The following is a 20639-nucleotide window of genomic DNA, read 5'->3' as shown; positions in this document are numbered from 1 at the left end:
ATGTCGGTCGTCACCGAGCAGACCGTCGAGGTCCCCGGCGCGCCGTCGAGGCGGCGGTCCCTCACGGGGTACCTCTTCATGCCCTTCCTGCTCGCCGCGGTGCTGCTCGCCCTGTACCTGTACGTGAGCAGCCAGGAACTGGACAGCATCGAACAGCGCCGGATCAACCTCGCCTTCATCCGCAACGCCGCCGTCCAGCATCTCACTCTGACCGCGGTGTCGACGGTGCTGGTGCTGATCATCGCGATCCCGCTGGGCATCGCGCTGACCCGCCCGTTCGCCCGGCGCATCACCCCGGCCACCCTCGCCGTGTTCAACATCGGGCAGGCCATCCCCTCGATCGGTCTGGTCGCACTGTTCGCCGTGGTCTGGACGATCGGATTCTGGCCCGCGATCGTCGCGCTGGTCGCCTACTCCGCGCTGCCGGTGCTGCGCAACACGATGATCGGGCTGCGGCAGGTGGACGCCGCGGTCATCGAGTCCGGGCGCGGCATGGGGATGAGCCGGACCGGGGTGCTCACCCGCATCGAGCTGCCACTCGCGGTGCCGGTCATCCTGGCCGGGATCCGGGTCGCGCTCGTGATCAACGTCGGGACCGCCACGCTGGCCGCCTTCATCAACGCCGGCGGATTCGGCGACATCATCGTCGCCGGTCTGGTTCAGGGCCGGATACTGATCACGATCGTCGGCAGCGTGCTCACCGCGGTGCTGGCCCTGTTGATCGACTATCTGGCTGGGGTCGCCGAGGACGTACTCCGGCCCCGAGGCCTGTAGGTAACCCACCACGATGAAGGCGAGTAGCGAATGCATGCGAGGACCATCCGGGCCCGGCTGCTGACCCTGCTGGCCGCCGCCGCGCTGGCGCTCACGGCGTGCGGCGGAGGCGGCGGAGGTGGCGGTGGCGGAGGCGGCGGAGGCGAGGGTTCCCTCAGCGCCATCGACCTGTCCGGGACGACGTTCAAGGTGGGATCCAAGGAGTTCACCGAACAGCTCATCCTCGGCCAGATCGCGCTGCAGGCGCTGGCCGCGACCGGCGCCACGGTGGAGGACCGGACCGGTATCACCGGCACCACCAACGTCCGCGCCGCGCTGACCTCCGGTGAGATCGACATGTACTGGGAGTACACCGGCACGGGCTGGACGGTACACCTCAAGCACGAGGCCTCCGAGGCGCCGAAGGGCCCGGAGGCGCTCTACAAGGAGGTCGCGGCGCAGGATCTGCAGCAGAACCACATCGTGTGGATGTCTCCCGCGCCCGCCAACAACACCTACGCCATCGCCACCGCGCAGGGCCGAGGCGACCAGCTCGGCGTCCACAACCTCTCCGACTACGCGCGGCTGGCCAACGAGGACCCGACGAAGGCCAGTCTGTGTGCCGCGACCGAGTTCCTCACCCGCGACGACGGATGGCCCGGCCTGGAGAAGGCCTACGGGTTCGACCTCCCGACGGCCAACGTCGCCGAGATGGATCTGGGCATCGTCTACACCCAGGTCCCGACCGGCGAGCAGTGCAACTTCGGCGAGGTCTTCGCCACCGACGGCCGGATCGCGGCCAACAAGCTCGAGATCGTCGAGGACGACAAGAACTTCTTCGTCCCCTACAACGTCGCCATGACGGTCCGCGAGCAGGTCGCCAACCAGCACCCGCAGCTGGCCCAGGTGTTCGACCCGATCGCCGCGAAGCTCACCACCGAGGTTCTCCGCGGGCTCAACGAGAAGGTCGACGTCAACGGCGAGCTCCCGGAGGACGTCGCGAAGCAGTTCCTGCAGGACAACGGGTTCACGGCGTAGATGCGGATCACCCTTGCCCAGGTCGGCGGCGTGCTCGGCGATGTCGAGGCGAACCTCGATCGCGCCGAGCAGGCCGTCGCCAACGCCGTGGAGGAGGGCTCGGAGCTGATCGTGTTCCCGGAGCTGCACCTGTCCGGGTACTCGATCGGCCTGATCGACGAGGACCTGTCACTGCGGGCCGACGATCGGGGCCTGCGGCGCATCGCCAAGCGAGCCGGGGATGCGGGAGTGGTGCTGGGTTTCGTCGAGGACGGGCCCGGCGTGCACACCTACAACAGCGCGGCCTATTTCCAGGACGGCCACCTGGTGCACGTGCACCGCAAGCTGTACCTGCCGACCTACACCGTCTTCGAGGAACGCAAGCACTTCACCCCCGGCCCCTCGCTGCGGGCGTTCCCCGCCGCCGAGGACACCCGGATGGCGATCCTGGTGTGCAACGACGCCTGGCAGCCCCAGCTGGCCTTCCTCGCCACCCAGGACGGCGCCCTCGTGCTGTTGGTCCCGGCCTCCAGTGCGCAGAGCCAGTTTCCGGAACGCTACGACTCGAAGACCTACTGGCGCGATATCACCCGGTTCTATGCGCGCATGTTCCAGCTCTACGTCGTGTTCGTGAACCGGGTGGGCACCGAGGGCGATCTGCACTTCTGGGGCGGATCGCACGTCGTCGACCCGTGGGGGGAGATCATCGCCGAGGCGCCCGAGGACGTCGAACACCTGCTCACCGTCGATATCGACCTCACCGACGTGCGGCGACGGCGGCGCGCCATCCCGCTGGTCAAGGAGGCGCGGCTGGCGCTGATCAACCGGGAGGTGCACCGGCTGCTCGACGAGGGGGGCGATCAGTGACGCCGCGGCGCGGGCGGCGGCTGCGCACCCGGGCCGCGACCTCCCGGTACTCGGACGGCCCGGCTCACCCGGTTCCGGTCAGACCCGGTTGCGGTAGAGGTAGGCGGTGAGCGGCGCGAACACCGCGGTCAGCCCGACGGCCGTGGCGAGCACAAGCCCGACGTCCCCGGTCGTCGCCGTGCCCTCCATCAGCCCGCGCGTGGCCGTGACCAGGTGCGAGATCGGATTGACGGCCACGAACGCCTCGAGCCATCCGGGCAGCGTCGTCGGGTCGACGAAGACGTTGCTGAGGAAGGTGAGCGGGAACAGCACCATGAACCCGCCATTCATCACCGCGCCGGGCGAGCGCAGCAGCAGCCCGACGGTGGTGAACACCCACGACAGCCCGAAGGAGAACACAACCACCAGCACCATCCCGCTCAGCACCCCGCCCGGCCCGGCGGGCGGGCGGTAGCCCAGCACGAGGCCGAGCAGGACGATCACGGATCCGGCGAGCACGTAGCGCAGCGTGTCGCCGAGCAGCGCACCGACCAGCGGCGCGGGCCGCCAGATCGGCAGCGAGCGGAAGCGCTCGACGACGCCCTTGGTCATGTCGGTGTTGAGCGACACCCCGGAGTAGACGGTCGTGAACACCACCGACATGACGAGGATGCCCGGCAGGAGGTACCGCAGGTAGGCGCCCGTCGAGCCGGCGATCGCGCCGCCGAACAGGTAGGTGAACATCACCACGAACAGCACCGGCGTGATCGTCACGTCCAGCAGCTGTTCCGGCACATGCTTGATCTTGAGCATGCCGCGCCAGCCGAAGGTCAGCGCCGTGGAGAGCGGGCCCGGTCGGGGTGGGCGGGGCATCGAGGACAGGGCGGTGCGCACCGCGGCGGTGTCGGCGGCGGGCGCGCTGCTGGTGGTCGGGGCGGTACTCATGTCGCGGTCTCCTCGCCGGTGCCGGGGGCGGCCTCGGCGGGACGCCCGGTCAGCGCCAGGAACACCTCGTCCAGGCTGGGCTGGCCGAGAGCGAAGCCGGCGACGGGGATGCCGGCGCGGGCCAGCCCCGCGACGGCGTCGGCCGCCTGCTCGGCGTCGGCACAGGGCGCGGACAGCGCCGCGGCGTCCGGCTCGCGGTGCACACCGCCGAGCGCTCGGGCGAGCAGCCGCTCGGCCTCGGGTCGCCGGTCGGGGTCGAGCAACCGCACGTGCAGCGCGGCCGACCCGACCGACGCCTTGAGCTGGGCGGGCGTGCCCTCGGCGATCACCCGTCCGTGGTCGATGACCGCGATCCCGTCGGCCAGCCGATCGGCCTCGTCGAGGTACTGCGTGCACAGCAGGATCGTCGCGCCCGCGGCGGCGAGCGCGCGGACGATGTCCCACACCTGGCTGCGGGAGCGGGGATCCAGGCCGGTGGTGGGCTCGTCGAGGAACATCAGCTCCGGGGTGACGACGATGCTGGCCGCGATGTCCAGGCGGCGGCGCATCCCGCCGGAGTACCCCTTGACCAGCCGTCCGCTCGCCTCGGCGAGGCCGAAGGCGTCGAGCAGCTCGGCGGCCCGCGCCCGGGCGGCGGCCCGCGTCAGCCCGAGCAGGCGGCCGAGCAGCACGAGGTTCTCCCGGCCGGTGAGCTCCTCGTCGACCGAGGCGAGCTGGCCGGTCAGGCTGACCAGCCCACGCACGGTGTCGGCCTCGCGCACGACGTCGTGGCCCAACACCCGGGCCGAGCCGGTGTCGGGCCGGAGCAGGGTCGCCAGCATCCGGATCGTGGTCGTCTTGCCCGCGCCGTTGGGGCCGAGCACCCCGTAGACGCTGCCGCGGCGCACGGCCAGATCGACGCCGTCCACCGCGCGGGTGGCGCCGAAGGTCTTGACCAGGCCGGTGGCCTCGACCGCGAGACCGGTATCGACGGTCATCTCGCTCCTCGTCCGGGCGTCGGCTACCCATGTACGACGGACCGGGGACAAGGAACTCATCACCCGACCGCCCTCGGCAACCGGTTTACGCCGGCCGTCGGCGCCGGGCCGCGCCGGATGCTTCACGGTTCCCGTCCACGGCAGGCCTCACCCACTACTCTGCCCGCGTGTCCAAGCGTGCCCGCCACCGCAAGGCAGCGAACCGGCCCGGGAACAGAAAGCAGCGTCGCACCCCGCGGCGGCGGCCGGTGCGGCCGGCCGAGCCGGACCTGCTGGGCGACGTCGCGGCCGCCCTCGCCGACGATCATCCGCTCGCCCTGCTGGGCCTGGTCAGCACGCTGCTCGCCGCGATCGAGCCGCGCCCTGGCCCCTTCGAGCCGCCGGCCGGGCCGGATCTCCCGTCCCGGGAGGAGCTGGTGGCGACCTTCCTCGAGGTCGACCTGCCCGAGACCTCCGCCCTGTTGGCGGCGCTCGCCGAGCTGCTCGGCGAGGACGTGCTGCGGCGCCGGGTCCGCCGGGAACTCGCGTCGCGCGGCCACGCGCTGCCGCGCTGGCTTGTCGAGCTGGACCGGGCTGAGACGGTCGGCGAGGCGGTGGGGGTGGGCCACGTGCTCGGCGACGGGGACGACATCATGTTCGGGGTCCGGCTGTCCGGTGGTCGGGAGCTCTCCGTCGCGGTCTATGTCGATCATAATCTGGGCACGGTCGCCAAGGACGCGTTCGTGGTCCCCGAACCCCTCCCCGGGTTGGTCGAGCAGATGCTCGCCACGATCGACGATCCCGACACCACCGCGGGTGAGCTCGACCGCGCCGACGCCGGAGTCAGGATCACCGAGGCGATTGACCGGGGCAAGATCACCTTCCCGCCGTTCGAGACCGACACCTGGCCCGGGTGCCGCCCGCTGGTCGAGTGGGCGGTCCGGCTGCTGCCGACCGGCGGTACCGGCTACCGGCGGCCGGAGTGGGACGACGACGCTTTGGCGGCGCTGACCGAGCGTTTCCTCGCCTCCCCGTTCGGCGCCGAGTTCGACGACGCCGACCACCGCGGCCTGCTCGAGTCGCTGCTGTGGTTCGGCACCGACTACGGCCCCGGCGACCCGCTTCGCTGGAGCCCGGTCGCGGTGGAGATCCTGCTGGCCGACTGGATCCCCCGGAAGATCGTCGCCGACGCCCCCTACCTCGCCAAGGCCCCGGCCCTGCTGCGCGCCTTCATCCGGTTCTGCCACCACGAGCGCGGCATCCGGCCGGCGCTCACCGCGCTGACCCTCGCCGCCGTGGACGAGCACGAACCGGGGTACCGGCGCACCATCCGTTCCCCGCGGCCCCAGGGCCCGGCCGCACTCCTGGCCGCGATGGGAGCGCTCGACCCGGACGGCCCCTGGCCACCACTCGACGCCGAACCGCCGGGCCTTCCCGAGATCATGCTCGATGCCCTGCGCCGCGCCGTCGGCAGCGAATCCGCTCTCGACGCCCTCGACGCGTCGCCCCTGCCCGACGAGTCGTTCGACTGGAGGTCGATACCGGCCGACATTCACGACCGGGTGGCCGAGGTGCTCGCACTCGTCGATCGCGGGAGCGGCGAGCTGCTCGACGTCGAGTCCCGCACGGCCTGCCGCCGCCTGCTCGCCCGCGCCGCCGCCGGCGATCCGGAGATCTTCCGCCGCCGGGGCCGGGCCGCCACCGCCGCCGCGGCCATCTGCTGGATCATCGGCAAGGCGAACCGTTCCGTCGGCGCCGACGGCGTCGCGGTCAAGGATCTCACCGGCCACTTCGGGCTCGGCCGGAGCACCGTCTCGCCGCGCAGCAAACCGCTGCTGAGGGCCATCGGCGTCGCCCCGGAGCAGTACGGGGGGATGGACCTGGCCTCCCCCGACTACCTGACGGCGGCGCGCCGCGGGCAGATCATCGCCGACCGCGACCGTTACCGCGCCATGCGGGATCCGCGATGACGCCCGAGATCGCCGAACCGGTCTCCCGGTGCGCGGTGCTGTCCCGCGCCGTGCTCGACGTCCTGGACGACTGCCCGGGACTGTGCGTCCACGAGCTGGAGGACGTGGTCCACGACGTCTTGGGAGACCGCGGCTACCCGGAGACCGTCACCGTCTACCAGACGTTCCGCCGTGGAGTGATGCCGGTTCCGGCGGCCGTCGAGCTGCTCGCCGAGTTCGGCGCGGTCGACGACCGAGTGATCACCCCGCTGGGGCGCTGGGCGCGCCGCGCCCTCGCTGAGCCCGCCGACCCGGCCGCCGGGGAACCGCCCGGCGAGAAACCCGCGGGGCGCATCCTCCAACTCAAGATCATGCGCCGCCACGTCCGACCACCCGTGTGGCGGCGCGTGCTGGTGCCGGCCGACGCCGGCCTCGCCCTGCTGCACCGCATCATCCAGGTGGCGTTCGACTGGGACGACGACCACCTGCACGTCTTCACCGCGGACGGTGCCGGCTACGCCGACCCGAACCACGATCTCGACGGATATGCCGACGAGACAGCGGTGCGGCTCGCGGCCGTGCTCCCGCGGCCCGGCCGCTCGATCGACTACCGATACGACCTCGGCGACTGCTGGGACCACACGATCACCCTGGAGAAGGTCGTCGAACCCGACAGCGCCCTCACCTACCCGTACTGCGCCGGTGGGTGCGGCGACGCCCTGGTCGAGGACCGGGTTCCCGACTTCCCGGAGCGGCCCACACCGTTCGACCAGCACCGGATCAACCGGCGCCTCGCCACACTCGGCGGCCCGTCGCGTGCTTCGTCCCGGTTCACCTGGCCCGCCACGTGAGCGGCACAGGCGTCGCTCCGCGGTGCTTGAGCGGCTCACGTGGCGGGTGGGCGGCGGAGATCACCTCCGGAAGCCGCGCCCGGTCACGACCGGGGCGAGGCCAGGACCCGAAACCGACCATTGCCAGGCCGGGCTCCTGGGAGAAAGGTGTGCCGAGACCGGCGGCGCCGCCGGGGCGCTGCCCCTGACCGGAAGGGGGTGGATCGTGTACGCACGTTCCACCACGGTCCTTGCGCACCCGGAGTCGATCGACGCGGGGATCGCGCACATCCGCGACGAGGTGATGCCCACCCTGCTGGCGACGGACGGGTGCATCGGCCTTTCCATGCTGGTCGACCGGGACTCGGGCCGGTGCATCGCGACCAGCTCGTGGCAGAGCCGGGAGGCCATGCGCGCCAGCGAGACCCGGATCCGGCCGGTGCGGGACCACGCGGCCGAGATCCTCGGCGGCCGGCCGCAGGTCGACGAGTGGGAGATCGCCGTTCTGCACCGCCACGACCGCTCGGGGCCCGGCGCCTGCGTGCGCGCGACCTGGGTGCGGATCCCGGCCGACCGAGCCGACCACGCGATCGACGTCTACCGGATGGCGCTGCTGCCGACGATCGAGGGCTTCGACGGATTCCGCAGCGCCAGCCTGCTGGTCGACAGGGCCGGCGGCTACGGCGTCTCCTCGGTGACCTTCGACAGCCGCGAGGCCATGGTGCGCAGCCGCGAGCAGGCGGAGACGCTGCGCCGGACGGGTGTCAGGGACACCGGCGTCCGGATCCTCGAGGTCGGCGAGTTCGAGTTGGCGCTCGCCCACCTGCGGGTGCCCGAGATGGCTTGATCATCAGGTGCCGGGCGGCGCCCGCAGCCCCGGTGAGCACGTCGGTACGCAGGTCGAGCCGCTCGACCGACACCGTTAGCCGCAGGGTGGAAAGCGTGCGGGCCGTGACCGAAGGCGAGGTGCGGGTTCGGGGTCGCGGGTGAGGTCGAACCGGTCGGGTTCGGCGGACGCAGCCGGATCCCGGTCGGCGGCGCCGCTGGCCAGGACCACGGCGTCTCCAGCCCGGATCCGCACCCCCGCGATGTCGATATCGGCGTGGGGGCAGCGGGGAGGCCCGGGCTGATCGGCGTCGGGGCCCGAACCGGCTCAGGCGACCGATGATCGCTTCGACGAGCACGTTAGAGGTGTGGCGACAACGCTACCGCCGGTCTCGCGGCGATCACCATCGATCCTGGCTGCGGGCTGCCCCACCATTTCCCCCGCTGAGGGGGTGCCACATCGACGCCGATGCGGGAGCCTTCCCTCGCCCAGGCTGGCAGGACTCCCCGCACCAGCGGATGTGGCGCCTCGAGGGGTAGACATCATGAACGCACTGCGGCGTCGCACGCGCCGGCTCTTCGCATTCCGCAAGGGGATTCTCGCGCTCGACACGGCTCCGGCGGCCCTCACCAGCCGATTCCGCGCGGCGTCGCTCAGCCTCTCCCCGCGGACCACCGACGACTATCTGACGATGCTACTCGGCACGCCAGATCTGGCGTCGGCCACGAGCGCCGCGGTACTGGACCCGCAGGCGTTCGAGGCATCGAGGACACGTGGTCACCGGCTGCCGGAGACCCTGCGAGCCGCGGGCATCCTGCCCGGTGTCCGCGCGGACACCGGGATCGAGCCGATGTCGTCCGACGACCGCGAGCTGGTGACCTCCGGCCTCGACGGGCTGGCCACCCGGCTGCGCGGATTGCGCGGCCACGGTGCGGCCTTCGCGGTCTGGAGCACCGTCGCCAGCCCCAGCGCCGATCACGGCGCGGTGCGCCAGCTCACCGCGAACAGTCAGGCCGCCGCCCGCTTCGCGTACGTCTGCCAGGATCTGGGTCTGGTGCCCCTCGTCCGGGTCGGAACGCGGCTCGGCATGGATCCCGGACCGGCACGGGACGCGACCCTGGCGGCAGCCGCGCTGAGCGTCACCGGACATCTCGAGGATCTCGACGTCGATCTCTCCGCCGTCGTGATCTGTGTCGAGGCCAGCCCGGGCCCCGGCCGCGATCCACTCATCGCCAGCCCGCTGGCCACGCTTCCCAGCACCCTCGGCGGGGTTGCGCTCGCCGGTGGCCAGCAGTCCGCCGCCGATACCGTCGAGGCGGTCGCGCAGGTGTGCGCGGCCGCGCCGCCGTGGCCGGTCACGTTCTACCTCGGACGGCATGTCACCCAGCCGGCGCTGCACGCCTGGCGCGGCCGCGCGACGTATGTGAGGGCCGGGCAGCAGGTCTTACATGCCGGGTTGGCCGCCGCGTCGGCCGCGCTCTGCGAACACGGGCTCCCGGGCGTCGCCCGCCTCGGCACGGCGACGAACCGATGACCGCCCTGCGCAGTCTCGCGGGCTGCCTGACAGCTCCCGGCCGCGGCCTGCTGGCCGTGGACCAGCCGAGCGTCCACCTCCATGACATGCTCCGGCGGGCCCGGCTCACCTCGACCGAGCAGAACTGTCGCGCGCTGCGCGATCTCGTGCTGGCGACACCGGGGCTGCACCGAATGCTCAGCGGGGTGCTGCTCGATCCGGAGGAGCTGTCCGCGACCGCCCACCCGGTCGGCCCGCTGCCCTCGCTGCTCGCCGCCCGACGGGTCCCGATCGGGGTCCGGATGGGCGACGAGACCACCGAGGTGATCGGCTCCGCCGACCGGATCACCGAGGAGGTCGACCGGCACGCGGAGAACGGCGCGATGTTCGCCCGGTGGCGACAGGTCATCGACGGAAGCGACCGATCGGTCGCAGACGAGGCGCAGGTTCGCATCCGCGCGGTGGCCACCTGGGCGGCCATCTGCCAGCGCGGTGGGCTGGTACCGGTTGTCGAATGCGTGGTTCGGGTGGCCGATCAGGACACCATCGAGCAGGTCGAGGTCGTCCACACCCGCACGGTCGGCGCCGTGATGTCCGCGTTGGACGCCGCGAAGGTCGACCTGGCCGCGACCGTGCTGGGCGCCAACCTCGTTCTTCCCGGGCGCCGGGCCGGGCAGACCGCGGCCTCCGAGGATGTCGCGATGGCATCCGTGCGCAGCCTGCGCGAGGCCGGAGCCGGCAGCGTGGCCGGGATCGTGTTCACCCCATCCGGCCAGCCGAGGCATCTGGCCGCCCACCTCGCCGCAATGCAGTGGTGCCAGCCGGGCTGGCCGATCAGCTTCTGCCAGGGCCGCAGCCTGCTGGCGCCCACCGCCGCGGTCTGGCGGGGACGCCCGGATCGGGTCGCCCCCGCCCAGAACGAGCTGCGCTCGCGGCTGGGCACCACCCTGGCCGTGCTGCGCGCCGGCCGCAGCGAGGTGACGAGGCGGGACGGGCAGGCTTGGTGGGACGGCTACATCCAGGCCGGCTCGCCCCTCACGAACTGAGCCGGGCGGGCCCGGGCAGCTCGAGCAGCCCGGGGTCGATGGTGGCGCGTGCCCGAGCCGATGCCGCGGCGGCACACACGATCATCGTCGCGTCACCGTCGACCGACTTGCCCTTGAGCGCAATCGCGGCGCTGTCCGGTCCGTCCCGGTGCGCCATGAGCCAGTCGTAGAGCAGCCAGTCGATCCCGCAGGCGGCGGCCAGTGGGTCGACGTCGGCCGCGATGGCCGCCACCGTCACCGCCCGCAGGGCCTCGCGGTGCTCGTCCAGCGCGGCGTCCTTGTTCACCCCCGAGCTGTCGAACATCAGCATCGACAGCGTCGCGGGGTAGCGCCGGCCTTCCTCGGTCCGCACCACCCAGCGCGCGCCCTTGCCGGGCTGGGCCGGGTCGACCTGATGTAGCTCGCCGAAACCGCCGACGACGCCGAGCGACGGATCGTCGAGCTGCCCGTCCAGCGGTGCCGGTCCCAGCAGGCCCAGCGGCAGCCGGGCACGAATCCCGAACAGCGCCGCAGTACCGATGATCTGTCCTCCGCGGGCCCCGGCCGTCAGGCCGGTGACGGTCAGCGCGGCCTCGTACTCGTGGCACAACCGGTCGATCGCACGATGCAGCTCGCGCAGGTCCTGCTCCTCCGGCCCGGCGGGACGGCGTCCGCCGCCGAGGATCTCGCCGAACCGGCCGGCCGCGATGATCAACGCGTCGTCGAGCGCCTCGAGGTGGGTCGGCACCAGTCGCTCGGGTTCGCTGTCGGAACGCACCAGATCGACCAGGCTGACCGGCACCCCGGCCGTGGTGACCCAGTGGAAGCCGATCTGGTCCTCGTTCTGGACGATGCGTGGACGACTCATCCCGTGCTCCCCGGCGTTGCCGCCTCGCGTTCCCTGGCCAGCCTGCGGTTGGTCACCTCGATCTGGCGCAGCGTGCTCGCCTCCAGCCCGGTGACCTGATCGTCGCTCAACCGATCGCAGAGCCACTGCCAATGCAGGGCGACCTGGTCCCCCGGGGCGACGTCCGGGAGAAAGCTCAGCCCGTCCACCGCGACCGCGACGCGTTCTTCGGTGGACTCGGCGAGGGCGAGTTCGCTGCCGTTCCAGGTCAGCCGCCGAGACCGGACGATGATCTCTCCGTCATGGCGCGACAGCACGGTTCCCCAGCGGATCCGGCAGCTGTCCAGAACGTGCAGCGGGTGCTCGTGGGCGACCGTGGTCAACAGCCGGGACCACGGGTAGACGCCGAACACGTGGAAACAGTGATCCCCCGCGGCCTCGTCGAGCAGCTCCGGGGTCAGGTGGGCCCAGTAGTGACCGGCCTGCGGCGCGATGCGGGCCAGCAGCTCCTCGCCGAAGGCGCGCGGACTGATCTGCGCGCCCACACCGCCGCCGAGCCAGTAGGACTCGACGAGCCGGCTGTCCAGCGGATCCTCGAGCCCGGTCAGCTTCGCCAGCACCTCCAGATACGGCCAGGCGCCCGAGAACCGCCGGGCCACCGCCCGTACGTCGGCAGTTGCGGAAGGCACGCTGCCGGCGTCCGCCAGCGTGCCCGAGTCCGGTGGACCGCAGTAGCCCAGCTTGTTGGGTGCGTACGCGTAGCGCGCGAACAGCCAGGCTCCGCGGGTGTCCTCGACCAAGGGGGCACCCAGTGGGCTCACCGGAGACCCGACTGCCCGACCAGCTGGGCGGCCTCGCGGTGCATCCGGCCGAAGTTGTAGTACGCCGCGCAGGCCCCCTCGGCGGACACCATGCACGTCCCGATCGGCGTCTCCGGGGTGCACGCGGTGCCGAACACCTTGCACTCCCACGGCTTGAGCACGCCCTTGAGCACCTCACCGCACTGGCACGCCTTAGGATCGGCGACCCGCACCCCGGGCATCTCGTAGATCTGCTCGGCGTCGAAGCCGGCGAACTCCGCGCGCATCCGCAACGCGCTCTGCGAGATGAACCCGAGGCCCCGCCATTCGAAATGCGGTCGCAGCTCGAAGACCTGGCCCAGCAGGGCGAGCGCCGCCGGATTGCCCTCCGGGCGGACCACCCTGGAGTACTGGTTCTCCACCTCGCAGCGGCCTTCCCGGATCTGGCGCAGCAGCATGGCGACGGCGGCCAGGACGTCCAGCGGCTCGAATCCAGCCACCACCAGGGGTTTGCCGAAGGTCTCCGGAACGAAGCGGTACGGCCGGATGCCGACCACGGTGGAGACGTGCCCGGGGCCGAGGAACCCGGACAGCCGCAGGTCCGGCGAGTCCAGGATCGCCTTGATCGGCGGAACGATCGTCACGTGGTTGCAGAACACGCTGAAGTTGGTGACGCCCAGTTCGCGGGCCCGGACCAGGGTGACCGCGGTGGACGGCGCGGTGGTCTCGAACCCGACGGCGAAGAACACGACCTTCTTGTCCGGGTTGTCCACCGCGAGCCGCAGCGAGTCCAGCGGCGAGTAGACGAAACGCACGTCCGCGCCGCGCGCCTTCGCATCGAGCAGGCTGCCCTTGCTGCCCGGCACCCGCATCATGTCGCCGAACGACGTGAAAATCACGTCCGGTTGTTCCGCCAGCCAGATCGCGTCGTCGATGCGTCCCATGGGAATGACGCACACCGGACAGCCCGGGCCGTGCACCAGTTCCACCGACTCCGGGAGCACATGCTCCAGCCCGTGCCGGTAGATGGTGTGTGTGTGGCCGCCGCACACCTCCATGAACTTGTGATGCTCGGAGCCGGCCATATCCTCGATCGCGGCGATCAGCGAACGCGCGGCCGCGGGGTCGCGGAACTCATCGACGAAACGCACAGGGAATTCCTTTCGTGGTGGGTGGGGTCGGCTCGGGCCGGTCTCGCGTCAGACGATCGAGGAGGAGTCGAATGCCTCGATCTCCTCGCGATAGGCCTCCCCTAGCCTCTCCACCGCGGCCAGGGTCAGCAGCGCCTCCGTCTCGTCGATCTTCGCCATCGCGAAGCCGACGTGCACCAGCACCCAGTCCATCGGCTGTGGCGGATCCTTTTCCAGCAGTCGCACGCTGATCGTGCGCTGCACACCGCTGACGTCGACCGTCGCCAGGTGGTTATCGGCATCGACGATGTCGACGATCTGCCCCGGAATCCCCAGGCACATAGATTTCTCCTTATTCAGCAGATTCGCGGCAGAGGGTCGCCGACCAGCATGTCCACGATTCGGGTTCCGCCGAAGCCGGTGCGCAACGCGACCGTGGCGGCCGGTTCCTCGGTGATCTCGCCGATCACCGCCGCCTCGCCGCCCAGCGGATGCGTGCGCATCGCCAACAACGCGGCCTCGGTCTCCTCCGGCGCCACCACCGCGAGGAACTTGCCCTCGTTGGCGACGTAGAGCGGGTCGATGCCGAGGAGTTCGCAGGCTCCGTTCACCGTGGGCCGGATCGGGAGCCGCTGCTCGTCGAGCACCACGCCGAGCCCGGTGGTCTGGGCCAACTCGTTGCAGACCGTCCCGACCCCGCCCCGGGTCGGGTCACGCAGCCAGCGCGTCGACGGTGCCGCCGCGAGCAGGGTCTCCACCAGATCGCTCACCGCGGCCGTGTCGGAGGCGATATCGGCCTCGATCGCGAGATCCCCGCGGGCCAGCATCACGGCCATCCCGTGGTCACCCATCGATCCCGACATCACCACCCGGTCACCCGGACGCACCGCGGCCGCCGACAGCTGCCGCTCGCCCGGGATCACCCCGACGCCCGCCGTGGTGATGAACAGGCCGTCCGCAGCGCCCTTGGCGACCACCTTGGTGTCGCCGGTGACGATCTGTACCCCGGCCGTCTCGGCGGCCTGCGCCATATCGGCGACGATGCTCCGCAACTCCGCGACGGGGAAACCCTCCTCCAGCACGAACGCGGCCGAGATCCAGGACGGCCGGGCTCCCGCCATCGCCAGGTCGTTCACGGTGCCGTGCACCGCGAGGTGACCGATCGAGCCTCCGGGGAAGCGCAGCGGTTGGACCACGAAGGAGTCGGTGCTGAAGGCCAGCCGGTCACCGCTGGGCAGCGTGAGCACCGCGCCGTCGCCGAGGGCCTCCAGCTGCTCGTTGCGGAATGCCTCGACGAAGACCGCGTCGACCAATGCCGCCGACGCCTTTCCGCCGGCCCCATGGGCCAGCGTGACGATCTCGTCCCGCAGCCGCGGGCGCCGTCTGCGGAACGCCTCGATCCGTTCGATGACCTCGTTCTCGGCGAAGGTCGGGCCGGAGTGGTGCACGGACGTCATTGACGTTCCCCCAGTTCAGCAAGGTGCTCATGGACCGCGGCCCATAGTCGGTATCCCAGGAGGGCCTGCGACTCCTGAATGCGGTGCACGCTCTGTGAGCGCACCACGAAACATGCGTCGACGGCGCCGTCCGCGGCGAACTGCCCACCGTCGTAGCCTGCGAAGCCGACTGTGAGCATTCCCCGCCGCTTGGCCTCGGCGAATGCCACCGTGAGGTCCTTCGAGCTGCCGCTCGTCGACATCGCCACCGCGATATCGGTGTCTCTGCCGCGCGCGATCAACTGGCGAGCGAACACCAGATCGAAGCCGACGTCGTTGCCCAGCGCGGTGATCACCGCCTGGTCGGCGGTCAGCGACCAGGCCGGAAGCGGCCTGCCGGCGGGCGGGCGGGCGAACAGGCCGGCGAGGGTGGCCGCGTCGGTGGAGCTGCCGCCGTTGCCGAAGGCGAACATCCGGCCGCCGCGCGCGAACCGGCGCGCCATCTCCGCGGCGGTCGTCTCGACCAGTTCCGCGCTCGCCGCGAGCGTGCTGCGCTGCAGCGCGGCGCTTTCCGCGGCCTTGGCCCGCGCGGACGCCGCCAGGTCGGTGAGCAGCGAGTCGTGGTCTCGCTCCGCGGCCTCCAGGAACGGGTAGAGGAATCCCGTCGCCTCAGATGTCTCGGGCCCGGTCATCGGTCCAGCTCCTCGTCCACCTTGCTGATCGCCATCCCCGCGTGCACCAGCAGCAGGTCGGCGGCCTCGACCGGGTCGACCAGCATCGTGTCGACCGTCTCCTCGCCCTCGGCGGTGCGCACCAGGCTCCGGCCGCCGATCGCGGGTTCGATCACCTCGGCGAGCCTGCCCTCGTCGCTGCAGGTCACGCAGACCTCGTCGGTGCACTCCGGTACGGGCTCGCTCAGCAGACCCGGGTGCTCGAAGCAGACGTGCGTGAGCTCCCACAGCAGGTGGTAGAGCAGCACGAATCCACCTGTTGCGGGCAGCCGCGGATCCGGATCGTCGAGCCAGAGCACGTGATCGGCCGAACCGGCGGGCGGCCGGGGACCGCTGCCGATCCACAGCGTCGACACACCCCAGGCCGGGGACCGGCGCATCACCGAGCGCACCGCGGGATCGGCGGCCGACGCGACGGCCACGACCACGTCACCGGGCCGGACCGACACCCGCACGGTCGACACCAGATCCGGTCCGGTCAGCGCCACCGCGGGCAGCGCCTTCTTGCCGACGACGACCGGGTGCACGAACTCCACCGCGACGTGGTTGGCGTGCGGCTCCCAGGACGGGGCCAGACACCACAGCGTCGCCCCCGCCGCGAACCGGCGGGCCAGCATCAGCGAGGCGGCCGCGAGATCGGCCGCCAGCCCGTCGTCGATGAGCGCCGCCGCGCTCGTGGCCTCGCGGGTGGGCCCACTCATGACAGCCCTCCCGGCATCGCGCGCGCCGGGTCGCCGAACACGCCGTACTCACGCATCGTGGCGAGGGTGACCAGCGCGGACTCCTCCTCGATCCGGGTCAGCGCGAACCCGGCGTGCACGATCGTGTAGTCCCCGACCCGAAGGTCGGGTAGGTAGGCGAGACAGACCGTCATCGTCTCCTCCGGGAATTCGACGCGGGCCATCCGGGCCCCGCGCTCGTCGTCCCACACCTCGGCGATCCTGCCCGGGATTCCGAGACACATGGTCAGCCCCCCTCCTCACGCGCCTGCAGCGCCACCACCGCCGCCTGGCCGAGCGCCAGCCCACCGTCATTCGGCGGCACGACCCGGTGGGTCAGCACCTCGAAGCCGGCCTCCTGCAACCGGCTCCGGCATGCCTGCAACAGCAACACATTCTGAAAAACCCCGCCGGTCAGCCCGGCCAGCCGGATCCCGCTCCGCTCGCCGACCTGGGCCACCACCGACATCACGCCGTCGGCCACCGCCTCGTGGAAGGCGGCCGCCAGCAGGGCCGCGGGGACTCCGGTCCGCAACCCGGCGACGAGCTCGACCAGCAGCGGGAAGGGGTCGAGCTGCCCGTCGGGATGGACCGGCAGCCGCAGCCGCGGCGTGGCCGCGGCCGGGTTGCCGCCGACCGTCGTGGCCAGTGCCTCCAGCTCGATCGCCGCCTGGCCCTCGTACTCGATGCGATGTCGCACCCCGAGCAGCGAGGACACCGCGTCGAACAGCCGGCCCATGCTCGTGCACGGGACGCAACCGATCCCGGAAGCCAGCTGGGAGCGCAACGCCCTGAGCTCGGCCGGCGTGCAGGCGGCCACCGGCGGAAGGTCAGCCGCCCAGTCGACACCGGCCGAGCTCAGGTGGGAGAGCGCCATCCGCCGGGGGTTTCGGACGGCGGCATCCCCACCGGGCAACGACACCGCGCGCAGATGCCCGGCTCGGACGAATCGATGGCTGTCGGTGCCGAGCCGCAGGATCTCCCCGCCCCAGACGGCGCCGTCGCTGCCGTAGCCGGTGCCGTCGAAGGAGACCCCGACGATCGGTTCCCCGAGCCTGCCGTGCTCGGCCAGCAGGGAAACGACATGCGCGTGGTGGTGCTGGACGAGCTCGACCGGACGGTCCTCGGCGTGGCGCTGTGCCCAGCCGGTGGTGAGGTAGCCGGGATGCGCGTCCGCGGCCAGCCACTCGGGGACGGCCCGGCGCAGCGTGCCGAGCTGGCCGACCGAGCGTTCGAAGGCCCGTAACGTCTCCAGGCTGCCCATATCGCCGATATGCGCCGACAGATAGGCACGGCGGCCGTCGGTGAGGCAGAACGTGTTCTTCAGCTCGCCGCCGACCGCGAGCACCGGCGGTGCGGCGAACCCGAGATCCACCGGCAGCGGCGCATAGCCGCGCGAGCGACGGATCGGCAGCTCGTGGTCGTCGAGCACCCGGACCACCGAGTCGTCGCACGGCACGAAGATCGGCCGGTCGTGGGTCAGCACCGCGTCGGCGAGCCGCGGCAGCCGGTCGCGGGCGTCGTCGTCGGTGAAGCAGATCGGCTCATCGGAGAGGTTCGCGCTGGTCAGCACCAGCGCGTCGGGGACCGGGGCGGGAGAGCCGGGCACCGGGGCGAGCAGCAGGTGGTGCACCGGGGAATAGGGCAGCAGCAGCCCGAGCTGCGGGCAGCCCGGCGCGACCGCCTCGGCGACCGGGGCCTCGGCGCGGCGGTCGAGCAGGACCACCGGACGCGCCGGGCTGGTCAGCACCGCGGCCTCGGCGGCGTCGACCTCGGCGAACCTGCGCGCCACCGGCAGATCGCGGACGAGCACCGCGAACGGCTTGCCGCCCCGGGCCTTGCGGCCGCGCAGCGCCCGCACCGCGGACTCGTCGTCCACCGCGCAGGCCAGGTGGTACCCGCCGATCCCCTTGATCGCGACGATGCGGCCGTCCGCCAGCGCCCGCTGGGCCGCGGCGAGCGCGGCGTCGGCGCCGTCGACCCGCTGCGCGCCGGACTCGAACCGCAGCGACGGCCCGCAGTCCGGGCAGCACACCGGCTGGGCGTGGAAGCGCCGGTCGCCGACATCGTGGTACTCACGGGCGCAGCGCTCGCACATCGGGAAGCCCGCCATCGTCGTGGCCGGGCGGTCGTAGGGCAGGTCGGTGATGATCGTGAACCGGGGACCGCAGTTCGTGCACGTGACGAACGGGTGCCGGTAGCGCCGGTCGGCCGGGTCGAACAGCTCGGCCACGCAGTCGTCGCACACCGCGACGTCCGGGGGGATCGCGGTCCGCGCGCCCTCGCTCTCGCGGCTGGTCACGATCCGGAAGCCGTCGTCGCCCACCGGCGGGATCGGCTCGGCCTGCACCGACGCCACGTCGGCCAGCGGCGGCGCTTGGTCGACCAGCCGGTGCGCGAACTCCTCCAGCACCGGTTCGGGCCCCTCCACCTCGATGAACACCGCTCCGGCGGCGTTACCGACCAGGCCGGCCAGCCCCAGTTCGGTGGCCAGCCGGTAGACGAACGGCCGGAACCCGACGCCCTGCACGACGCCGGTCACCGTCAACCGCCGCCGCTGCGCCGCGGCCACGGTCCGCACCTGCCCCAGTTTCACTGCCGCCGCCACAGCACGACCCGGTTGTTGCCCGAGTCGGCCACCGCGAGCCGGTCACCGTGCAGCGACAGTCCGTACGGCCAGCACAGCGAGTCGCGGTCGACACCGCTCCAGCGGTTCTCCCCGTTCGCCGCCATCGTCGGCTGCCCCAGAACATGGTCGGCGGGCCTGCCGTCGGTGAACGGGCCCTCCCAGATGAGGATGCGGTTGTTCGCGGTATCGCCGATCGCGAGCCGGCCCGAGTCCAGCGCGAGGGCATACGGGAACCGGAGCCGGTCGCCGCGCTGCGGGCCGTAGGGCCATTCGACGGCCGAGCCCATATCGGCCTGGCCGAGCAGGACGTCCGCGTCGCGGTCGGCGTCGGGGTGCTGCGGCCAGCCGAGCACCCGGTGGTTGCCGGCGTCGGCGATCAGCAGGAGTTCGTCGGTGCCGGCGATGTCGTGCGGCCAGCGGAAGCTGTTCGGCGCGACGGCACCGCCACGGTTCTCCTCGCGAGCGGCGGGATCCGGCTGGCCCAGGACGAGATCGGCGGGCCGGTCGGTCTCCGGGATACCACCGTCCCACGCCAGCACCCGGCGGTTGCCGGTGTCGGCGACATAGAACCGGCCGCCGACGACGTCGATCCCGAACGGCCAGTAGAAGGTGTTCGCCGAACACTCGGTGCCGCGGTTGGGCTCGATCGAGGCGGGGTCGGGTTGGCCGAGGATCAGATCCGGTGCCCGGTCGCTCTCGCGCGGCACCTCGTTCCACACCAGGACGCGGTGGTGCCAGGCGTCGGCAACGATCAACCGGCCCTCGTGCACCAGCACCCCGGTCGGCAGGTTCATCCCGCGCTCCGGGCCCCGCCCGCCCGCGGCCCGGCCCTCGGTGGTGCCGTCCGGTTGTCCCAGCACGACATCGGCGGGTTGCTCGTCGCGCTCCGGAACCCCGTGCCAGATCAACACCCGATGGTTACCGGAATCGGCCATGACGAGGTGGTCGTCGTCGAGGTGAACCCCGCGCGGGGAGTAGCACCAGGCCATCGTCGGGCTGGCGGCGGGCAGCGCGAGACCGCCCGGAGCCGGTGCGCCGATCCACACGTCGGGCACCCAGCCGCCGGACAGGTCGGCTGGGTGGTCGGCGAGCTCGGGGACCGTCATTTGAGTTGCGCCAGTCCTCCGCCCGCTTGCCGGGGCGGAGGACCGGCGCTGCCTCCCCTCGCGAAACTGTCGGTAGGACATGGGACGGTGCGGGCGTGCGGTTCCGGAGGTACCCCACCCCCGAGCAGGAGGCCGGCCTGCTCGGGCACTGCGGGCACGCCCGGTTCGTGTGGAACCTCGCGGTCGAACAGCTGGGCTATCGGGTCCGTGGGCAGCGGGTACCGGGGTATGTCGAGCAGGCCCGGCAGCTCACCGAGGCGCGCGCCGCGGTCGGCTGGTTGGGCGAGGGGTCGCAGACCGTGCAGCAGCAGGCGCTGCGGGACTTCGCCCAGGCGGTGCGGAACTGGCAGAACGACACCCACGGCCGCCCGACCTGGCGGCGCAAGGGCCGCCGTGAGGGCTTCCGCATCGTCGGGCCGGCCGCCGGCCGGGTGGAGCAGCTGGGCCGCCGCTGGGCGCGGGTGTGGGTGCCCAAGGTGGGCTGGGTGAAGCTTCGCCGCACCCTGGCCCGGGCCCGCCGCGGCTCCCGCCGGCGGGCCCGGCTCAAGGCGCGGCTGGCCCGGGCGCCCGCCCGCAACGCC

21 protein-coding genes are annotated in these 20639 nt (G+C 72.0%); 9 read left to right on the top strand and 12 right to left on the bottom strand.

Annotated features, from left to right (window positions below; all coding sequences use genetic code 11):
• Genes G567_RS0119950 through G567_RS0119940 form a run of 3 tightly spaced genes read left to right on the top strand, consistent with a single transcriptional unit; the run spans window position 1 to window position 2637 of the window.
• Window positions 1-774, top strand: coding sequence for an ABC transporter permease (locus tag G567_RS0119950; protein ID WP_028931376.1), 774 nt, complete (start codon window positions 1-3; stop codon window positions 772-774).
• A gap of 30 nt (window positions 775-804) precedes the next feature.
• Window positions 805-1791, top strand: coding sequence for a glycine betaine ABC transporter substrate-binding protein (locus G567_RS0119945; protein ID WP_028931375.1), 987 nt, complete (start codon window positions 805-807; stop codon window positions 1789-1791).
• Entirely contained in the window at window positions 1792-2637 is an 846-nt protein-coding gene (locus G567_RS0119940) for a nitrilase-related carbon-nitrogen hydrolase (RefSeq protein ID WP_028931374.1), read from the top strand. It abuts the gene before it with no gap.
• Window positions 2638-2715: 78 nt separating this feature from the next.
• Here G567_RS0119940 and G567_RS0119935 read toward each other — a convergent pair whose 3' ends face one another.
• Together G567_RS0119935 and G567_RS0119930 are read right to left on the bottom strand one after the other, a co-directional pair.
• Entirely contained in the window at window positions 2716-3561 is an 846-nt protein-coding gene (locus G567_RS0119935) for an ABC transporter permease (RefSeq protein ID WP_028931373.1), read from the bottom strand.
• Window positions 3558-4538: a daunorubicin resistance protein DrrA family ABC transporter ATP-binding protein gene (locus G567_RS0119930; protein ID WP_028931372.1), complete on the bottom strand. Its 981-nt coding sequence runs from the start codon at window positions 4536-4538 to the stop codon at window positions 3558-3560. The genes G567_RS0119935 and G567_RS0119930 overlap by 4 nt, the downstream gene beginning before the upstream one ends.
• 167 nt (window positions 4539-4705) lie before the next feature.
• Here G567_RS0119930 and G567_RS0119925 point away from each other — a divergent pair, with 167 nt between their 5' ends.
• From G567_RS0119925 to G567_RS32325, 5 genes are all read left to right on the top strand, one after another.
• Window positions 4706-6487 (top strand): DUF6398 domain-containing protein, encoded by a 1782-nt coding sequence (locus G567_RS0119925; RefSeq protein ID WP_028931371.1) that lies wholly within the window; start codon window positions 4706-4708, stop codon window positions 6485-6487.
• Window positions 6484-7317: a plasmid pRiA4b ORF-3 family protein gene (locus G567_RS30065; protein ID WP_051233333.1), complete on the top strand. Its 834-nt coding sequence runs from the start codon at window positions 6484-6486 to the stop codon at window positions 7315-7317. Before G567_RS0119925 ends, G567_RS30065 begins: the two co-directional genes overlap by 4 nt.
• A gap of 205 nt (window positions 7318-7522) precedes the next feature.
• Window positions 7523-8143 (top strand): hypothetical protein, encoded by a 621-nt coding sequence (locus G567_RS0119915; RefSeq protein WP_037057744.1) that lies wholly within the window; start codon window positions 7523-7525, stop codon window positions 8141-8143.
• Window positions 8144-8666: 523 nt separating this feature from the next.
• Window positions 8667-9656, top strand: coding sequence for a class I fructose-bisphosphate aldolase (locus G567_RS0119910; protein WP_028931369.1), 990 nt, complete (start codon window positions 8667-8669; stop codon window positions 9654-9656).
• Window positions 9653-10681 carry a class I fructose-bisphosphate aldolase gene (locus tag G567_RS32325; RefSeq protein WP_051233332.1) on the top strand — a complete coding sequence of 343 codons (1029 nt, stop codon included), beginning with the start codon at window positions 9653-9655 and terminating at the stop codon, window positions 10679-10681. Before G567_RS0119910 ends, G567_RS32325 begins: the two co-directional genes overlap by 4 nt.
• Here the strand turns inward: G567_RS32325 and G567_RS0119900 are convergent.
• From G567_RS0119900 to G567_RS0119855, 10 genes are read right to left on the bottom strand one after another with little or no spacing between them, the layout of a single operon-like run.
• Window positions 10671-11528 (bottom strand): hypothetical protein, encoded by an 858-nt coding sequence (locus G567_RS0119900; protein WP_028931368.1) that lies wholly within the window; start codon window positions 11526-11528, stop codon window positions 10671-10673. The genes G567_RS32325 and G567_RS0119900 overlap by 11 nt on opposite strands.
• Window positions 11525-12307 carry a DUF6390 family protein gene (locus tag G567_RS0119895; protein WP_028931367.1) on the bottom strand — a complete coding sequence of 261 codons (783 nt, stop codon included), beginning with the start codon at window positions 12305-12307 and terminating at the stop codon, window positions 11525-11527. Before G567_RS0119895 ends, G567_RS0119900 begins: the two co-directional genes overlap by 4 nt.
• A 17-nt stretch (window positions 12308-12324) precedes the next feature.
• Window positions 12325-13458, bottom strand: coding sequence for a hydrogenase formation protein HypD (gene hypD / locus G567_RS0119890; RefSeq protein WP_028931366.1), 1134 nt, complete (start codon window positions 13456-13458; stop codon window positions 12325-12327).
• 48 nt (window positions 13459-13506) lie between these two features.
• The gene (locus G567_RS0119885; RefSeq protein ID WP_028931365.1) at window positions 13507-13779 is read right to left on the bottom strand and encodes a HypC/HybG/HupF family hydrogenase formation chaperone; all 273 of its coding nucleotides are present in this window, start codon (window positions 13777-13779) and stop codon (window positions 13507-13509) included.
• Between the two features lie 14 nt (window positions 13780-13793).
• Window positions 13794-14894 carry a hydrogenase expression/formation protein HypE gene (gene hypE, locus G567_RS0119880; RefSeq protein ID WP_037057743.1) on the bottom strand — a complete coding sequence of 367 codons (1101 nt, stop codon included), beginning with the start codon at window positions 14892-14894 and terminating at the stop codon, window positions 13794-13796.
• The gene (locus tag G567_RS0119875) at window positions 14891-15565 is read right to left on the bottom strand and encodes a D-sedoheptulose-7-phosphate isomerase (protein ID WP_028931363.1); all 675 of its coding nucleotides are present in this window, start codon (window positions 15563-15565) and stop codon (window positions 14891-14893) included. The genes hypE and G567_RS0119875 overlap by 4 nt, the downstream gene beginning before the upstream one ends.
• A complete protein-coding gene (locus tag G567_RS0119870; RefSeq protein ID WP_051233331.1) occupies window positions 15562-16305 on the bottom strand; it encodes a HypC/HybG/HupF family hydrogenase formation chaperone in 744 nt (247 codons plus the stop codon). The genes G567_RS0119875 and G567_RS0119870 overlap by 4 nt, the downstream gene beginning before the upstream one ends.
• Entirely contained in the window at window positions 16302-16568 is a 267-nt protein-coding gene (locus G567_RS0119865; protein ID WP_028931361.1) for a HypC/HybG/HupF family hydrogenase formation chaperone, read from the bottom strand. Before G567_RS0119865 ends, G567_RS0119870 begins: the two co-directional genes overlap by 4 nt.
• Before the next feature lie 2 nt (window positions 16569-16570).
• Complete coding sequence (hypF, locus tag G567_RS0119860; RefSeq protein WP_028931360.1) at window positions 16571-18904, bottom strand: carbamoyltransferase HypF; 2334 nt, start codon at window positions 18902-18904, stop codon at window positions 16571-16573.
• 11 nt (window positions 18905-18915) lie between these two features.
• On the bottom strand, window positions 18916-20058 hold the full coding sequence (locus G567_RS0119855) for an NHL repeat-containing protein (protein WP_028931359.1): 1143 nt from the start codon (window positions 20056-20058) through the stop codon (window positions 18916-18918).
• Between the two features lie 95 nt (window positions 20059-20153).
• On the opposite strand from G567_RS0119855, the gene G567_RS34425 reads away from it, so the two are divergent.
• A partial coding sequence (locus G567_RS34425) for a helix-turn-helix domain-containing protein (protein WP_028931358.1) occupies window positions 20154-20639 on the top strand: 486 nt, incomplete at its 3' end.

It is taken from the genome of Pseudonocardia asaccharolytica DSM 44247 = NBRC 16224, from assembly GCF_000423625.1.
In the GTDB taxonomy this organism is placed as follows: Bacteria; Actinomycetota; Actinomycetes; order Mycobacteriales; family Pseudonocardiaceae; genus Pseudonocardia; species Pseudonocardia asaccharolytica.
Note: the sequence above shows the minus strand (reverse complement) of the source record. Positions and strands in the feature narration are given on the sequence as shown.

What these genes read in the sequence shown, in the direction of transcription:
- G567_RS0119950 (WP_028931376.1), top strand. Translation starts at nt 1, where the DNA reads ATGTCGGTCGTCACCGAGCAGACCGTCGAGGTCCCCGGCGCGCCGTCG.
- G567_RS0119855 (WP_028931359.1), bottom strand. Translation starts at nt 20,058, where the DNA reads ATGACGGTCCCCGAGCTCGCCGACCACCCAGCCGACCTGTCCGGCGGC.
- G567_RS0119870 (WP_051233331.1), bottom strand. Translation starts at nt 16,305, where the DNA reads ATGAGTGGGCCCACCCGCGAGGCCACGAGCGCGGCGGCGCTCATCGAC.
- G567_RS0119875 (WP_028931363.1), bottom strand. Translation starts at nt 15,565, where the DNA reads ATGACCGGGCCCGAGACATCTGAGGCGACGGGATTCCTCTACCCGTTC.
- G567_RS0119910 (WP_028931369.1), top strand. Translation starts at nt 8,667, where the DNA reads ATGAACGCACTGCGGCGTCGCACGCGCCGGCTCTTCGCATTCCGCAAG.
- G567_RS0119945 (WP_028931375.1), top strand. Translation starts at nt 805, where the DNA reads ATGCATGCGAGGACCATCCGGGCCCGGCTGCTGACCCTGCTGGCCGCC.
- G567_RS0119885 (WP_028931365.1), bottom strand. Translation starts at nt 13,779, where the DNA reads ATGTGCCTGGGGATTCCGGGGCAGATCGTCGACATCGTCGATGCCGAT.
- G567_RS0119930 (WP_028931372.1), bottom strand. Translation starts at nt 4,538, where the DNA reads ATGACCGTCGATACCGGTCTCGCGGTCGAGGCCACCGGCCTGGTCAAG.
- G567_RS0119900 (WP_028931368.1), bottom strand. Translation starts at nt 11,528, where the DNA reads ATGAGTCGTCCACGCATCGTCCAGAACGAGGACCAGATCGGCTTCCAC.
- G567_RS30065 (WP_051233333.1), top strand. Translation starts at nt 6,484, where the DNA reads ATGACGCCCGAGATCGCCGAACCGGTCTCCCGGTGCGCGGTGCTGTCC.
- G567_RS0119935 (WP_028931373.1), bottom strand. Translation starts at nt 3,561, where the DNA reads ATGAGTACCGCCCCGACCACCAGCAGCGCGCCCGCCGCCGACACCGCC.
- G567_RS0119940 (WP_028931374.1), top strand. Translation starts at nt 1,792, where the DNA reads ATGCGGATCACCCTTGCCCAGGTCGGCGGCGTGCTCGGCGATGTCGAG.
- G567_RS0119865 (WP_028931361.1), bottom strand. Translation starts at nt 16,568, where the DNA reads ATGTGTCTCGGAATCCCGGGCAGGATCGCCGAGGTGTGGGACGACGAG.
- hypE (WP_037057743.1), bottom strand. Translation starts at nt 14,894, where the DNA reads ATGACGTCCGTGCACCACTCCGGCCCGACCTTCGCCGAGAACGAGGTC.
- G567_RS32325 (WP_051233332.1), top strand. Translation starts at nt 9,653, where the DNA reads ATGACCGCCCTGCGCAGTCTCGCGGGCTGCCTGACAGCTCCCGGCCGC.